Below are 1139 nucleotides of genomic sequence, written 5' to 3' on the forward strand. Positions count from 1 at the left end.
TTATTATCACCACCTTTAGCAAAAAGCAGCATATCATTAACCTGCTTTTCCAAATCGTGCAGTCGATCCATTAATTTACTTTGGAAGCGCTCTCTCGTCGCTGGCGGAAGATTAGGCGCGCCCAAATTAGAGGCGTACAACATTGCGCTCGACAGCGGCGTTCTCACTTGATGCGCTAGCGATGCAACCATACGCCCTAATGAAGAAAGACGTTGTAGATCACTCACACGAGCTTGCAGTAAACGGGTTTCGGTTAAGTCGGTGATGAGGATCAGCTGCCCTGTCGCGGAGGCAGAAATCGCCAAACGCACTTTGCGACCATTACGCAGTGACACTTCGTGGCCATCATCTTCACGCGGATCAAAAGCCGCTTGAATGATGTTGAACCATTTCTCGTTAACCAGTGGGATTTCTAGAATTCGGTGTGCCTCGGGGTTGGCTTCTCGCACAACACCATACGTGTCGAGCAAAATAACCCCTGCGGGCATCACATCCAATACCTGCTTATAGCGCTCAACTTGGTTTTCTACTGAGTCTAAATGGGATTGGTTGGTGTTATTGTCCATTCACTGCCTGTCGAAATATCGCCACTAAAAAGTAAAATAGCTTGGTAAGCAATTAGCGTACCAAGCTATTTTTTATATTTATCATGACGTTATGTTATCGACAATAAGTTGACACCGAGAAATGTCTGATTTTAATGTCAGAAAAGATAACTTTTGTGATTGAACTGAAGCTCGATCTAACGCTGCAAATTATACTTGCGCATTTTCTCAACCAACGTTGTACGGCGCATACCCAGCATATCAGCAGCTCTTGCAACGACCCCACCTTGCGCTTCTAACGCTTGGCTGATCATGTTGACTTCCAAATCTGCTAATAGCTCTTTTAGGTTCACCCCTTCTGGTGGCAACGCTTGAGGCGCATTCATGTTGTGATCCAGATCGCTTTGCTCGTCAAAGCTGAAATCTTCCGAGAAGATGTCTTGGAACACATCGCGCTCTTGCTCTTCAATCGAAGTGAACGGATTACCTTCAGGTTGGAACTCTGGAATATCACTGTAGCGATATTTCGTCGGAAGATGGTTCACATCAACCAGACTGTTTGGGTACAAAATGATCATGCGCTCAACAAGGTTA

The 1139-nt window shown here is 45.6% G+C and carries 2 protein-coding genes; both read right to left on the reverse strand.

Annotation, left to right across the window (positions count from 1 at the left end; all coding sequences use genetic code 11):
• Window positions 1–566 (reverse strand): histidine kinase dimerization/phospho-acceptor domain-containing protein (locus R8269_RS25470; protein WP_318222945.1); only part of this gene is annotated, 566 nt, incomplete at its 3' end.
• 176 nt (window positions 567–742) lie between these two features.
• A partial coding sequence (locus tag R8269_RS25475) for a helix-turn-helix domain-containing protein (RefSeq protein ID WP_318222946.1) occupies window positions 743–1139 on the reverse strand: 397 nt, incomplete at its 5' end.

This window comes from Vibrio sp. Vb0667 (assembly GCF_033391095.1).